This is a genomic window from uncultured Gimesia sp., assembly GCF_937919775.1.
GTDB lineage: Bacteria > Planctomycetota > Planctomycetia > Planctomycetales > Planctomycetaceae > Gimesia.
Genome location: NZ_CALFPF010000799.1, coordinates 1 through 3,573, shown reverse-complemented (window position 1 = coordinate 3,573; position 3,573 = coordinate 1). Strand labels below are relative to the sequence as shown.

The 3,573-nt window shown below is 51.1% G+C and carries 2 protein-coding genes and 1 pseudogene; all 3 read right to left on the bottom strand.

What is annotated here, in order from left to right; genetic code table 11:
* Nucleotides 1-316, bottom strand: a pseudogene (locus Q0294_RS22780) (hypothetical protein); the annotation flags it as partial.
* A gap of 121 nt (nucleotides 317-437) precedes the next feature.
* A complete protein-coding gene (locus tag Q0294_RS22775) occupies nucleotides 438-1,781 on the bottom strand; it encodes a tetratricopeptide repeat protein (RefSeq protein ID WP_299470059.1) in 1,344 nt (447 codons plus the stop codon).
* On the bottom strand, nucleotides 1,771-3,573 hold a 1,803-nt coding region (locus Q0294_RS22770), incomplete at its 5' end, for a CRTAC1 family protein (protein WP_299470057.1). The genes Q0294_RS22775 and Q0294_RS22770, both read right to left, overlap by 11 nt.

Below are 3,573 nucleotides of genomic sequence, written 5' to 3'. Positions count from 1 at the left end.
GGTCCTGTCGGCCGGATTCGTAATAGAAATCAAATCCGCGTTTCACTTCATCATACCATGCCTGCTTTGGAAAACTCATTGCCAACGGCACGGCGTGGCACGCCCCACAGAAAGTCTGAATCTGAAGCGTTAATTCCGCATCGTCTTCCGCAGTCAGCGGACTGGTATTGTCGCCTGAAACGGAATGACTGTCGATAGCTGGTTTTCCCGGCTCATTCTTTTCGCCACAGCCGAATAGCAATAGTACCGTGATTATGGTCCAGGTACCTCGAAGACAAGTAGAACCTCGGTTGTCGATTGATCCTAAGTTTTCCATTTCATGGTGCCTTGCAGTCATCCCTGGAGGGAAAACGCGATGTTCGTGTCTCGGATAGTTTTAAGCGAACAAAGGACTGATTGCCAATTCAAGATGTGATCTTCGGGCCCAACACAAAACACTATTCGATGTTTGACTGAACTTTCATTCTGTACTGGGCAGCCATTTCTGTGAAGGCGGGATCGAGTGTAGCGCGTTGTTCGTAGTAATCGGCGAGTAGTGTCAGGACACGTTGATTTCCTGGATCAATCTCAAGGGCCGCCAGTAACCGGATTACACCTTCCTCAGGTTCAGCATAGTTCAACATAATCGAACCCATGCTGACAAGTGAGTCCAGATCTCGGGGGTTCTGTTGTATTCGACTTCGATAGGTATTCAGCTCTTTTTGAGCCCGTCGCGCGTTCTGACTAAACAAAAAGTGTGGTTTAGCATCATCATCGCGACCCGACGCCTGAATAGACTGTGCCAGTACGTAGTGAATCTCATCGTCTCGAGGTGAAATGGTTAAAGCTTTCTGAAGCACGCGCTCTGACTCCTGAAAATCACCATTCTCCAGATGCGTCCGCCCCAATTCCAAAAGAGCACGGGGTTCAGTCGGCGAAGCTTTAATAACTTCTTGAAGCGCCAAAACTGCCCCTGTTGTATCCCCTATCTTCCGTCGACACAGGCCCAATTCTAGCGCGACAGCGGGGCGAAATCGGGATTCCACGTCAATTGACTCAAGCAGCGCAATCGCTTCTTCGGTGGCATTCCTCTGCGCGAGTGACTTGGCAAGATCGATCAGAAACTCATGATCATGCGGCGACAATTCACAGGCGATGCGAAACGAGGCTTCGGCAGACTGATAGTCGTCGCTGACGAAAAAGATTCTTCCCCGAAGCACATGTGGCCACGCGCTCTTCGGAAAATCGGCGATCCACGAATCAAGGAGCGTCTTCGCCGCCGGAAAATTAAAATTACGCATATACCCGATGACATAAGCGTCGCAGACATCTTCCAGATCCTGCTCCTGGTCGTTGAGCAACGCAGAAAGGTGCTTTTCAGCCTGCGACATTTGCCCGGACTGTGCCAACGCAAGCCATTGTTCACGATTCAGAAGTTCAGCGGCAACTCCCAGGCCGTGGGCTTCTTTTAACGCCGATTCAAGCTCCTTCATTCGCCCCTGTTTTCGAAAAATCTGTGCCCGCATTAATACGGTGGCGCTGTCATCGGTCGTGATGAGCTTGACCTTATCCAGCCAATTCATCGCATTCGCAAAGTCTCGTTCCCGATACGCTCGCTCAGCTATCGTTCGGCAAATTGGTGGCCACCAAAGGCTGCGAACCCCAACCAGACATCCTGACAAAACCAGACCGATTGCGAGACGTCGGATCCACTTCGGTCTTCCCGCTGACGATGCAGGCACCGATGCTGATTTGCCGGATTTCGAGTTTATCTGGTTGGACATTGGAATTTCATTGGACAAAATGATGCTGAGGCAGACCCTGTGACGAATCCACAATCTCTGATTCGACCACGTGCAAAACATGGTTCGGAACCGGCGAATCAACAACCTGAACGGTCCCCGATGGCCAACGAATCTCGATGCGATCGGGACGTAAACCAACCGGTATCCCGAAGAAAATCTTACGACTGTTGGTGGAAGCATAGCTGCCGCCACTTCGCCATTGCTTGACCTGCCGAAAATCGCCCGAATCCAAAGTCACGATCGCCCCCACCGGATCGCGTGAGGCCTTGCGCCCCGACAATTCAACGGCAAGCCACTGTCCCGCCTGCTTTGTCGTGTTCCTGAGCAAGCTTACCGGCTGGTTATTGTTTGAGACGACCAGATCGATAGCGCCATCGTTGTCAAGATCTCCCATCGCAGCGCCGCGGCCTTTATGCACGCTGGTCATGTAACTCCCTGCCTTCGCCGCTACGTTTTCAAACCTCTCGCCATTAATATTCGCCAATAACAACGGCAACTGCTCAACGGGGGAGTTTACGGGATATCGAATCACATGCCCATTCGATACGAATATATCATCAAATCCATTCATGTCACAATCAAAACAACACGTTCCCCAGCCGACAAACAAACCCGCTCCGGCACCAGTGACGCCGGTTCTTTGACTCACATGACGATATCGCAGGTGTCCAAGGTTTTCATACAGTGCGGCGCTTTCGTTCTCGTAATTCACGACCCAAAGATCGGGAGCCCCATCCCGATTATAATCCAACATGTCAACACCCATGCTGCCTTCCGGAACGCCCTTTTCACTGACACTCGAGCCACTCATCAGTGAAACATCTTCATAACGATCTCCCATATTCTCGTACAGGAAATTCTCAACGGTATCGTTGGTCACATAAATGTCGAGATCGCTGTCCAGATCAAGGTCTGCGATCAGCACGGCGAGCCCTTTGCCGTTAGGAGAAAGCCCCCAGTCAGATGTTCCGTCGTGAAACGTTCCATCGCCATTTGAAATATATAGAAGATCGGAAACGCCATCGTATTGCCTGGGAGGACAAACTTCTCGAAGGTCCGGACCCGGGCCCTGGCAAAACGGATGATTGTCAAATGACCAGTTCACGTAGTGCGCGACATAAAGATCAACCGCGCCATCATCGTTAACATCACCCCACGCGGCACTGCTGCTCCACTTCAAGTCCACCACGTTACTTAAATGTGCTGTTTCAATAAACGTTCCATCGCCATTGTTCTTCCAGAGTTTCAACTGTCCAAAGCCGGTGACAAGAACGTCCGGGAACCCATCATTGTCATAGTCAGCAATGCAAGCACCATGAGAATAGTGTGGAGACTCACTCACGCCAGCAAGGGAACCGACTCCAGCAAAACGCCAACCACCCGCATTGCGATACAAGCCAGGGCAAAGTCCTGCCGGTGACGGCGATTCGTCAAACGTTCCACCTCCCGGAAGAAACAGGTCTTCATTTCGGTCCAGATCGAAGTCAAAGATTCCAACGCCGCCTCCGAGCGATTCCAAAATCGAAAAATGTCCGCACGATTCGCCATTTGCATACGTAAACGCCACACCTGACTCCCGGGTCTTGTCGGTAAACTCAAACGAGATGTCAGAATTCACGTTCGCTTCCACGGAAGCTTTGCCATTTTGTTTTACGCCCCTTTCATTGGTAATCTTTGATGATTCGCAACCACTAAACAACGCGCAGCCGATAAACAACAGAAGAAGAACGCGTTGCGCACCGAAACTGCCAGAAGCCAATACGGAGCGACGTGTGGTGCTGCAACTTTT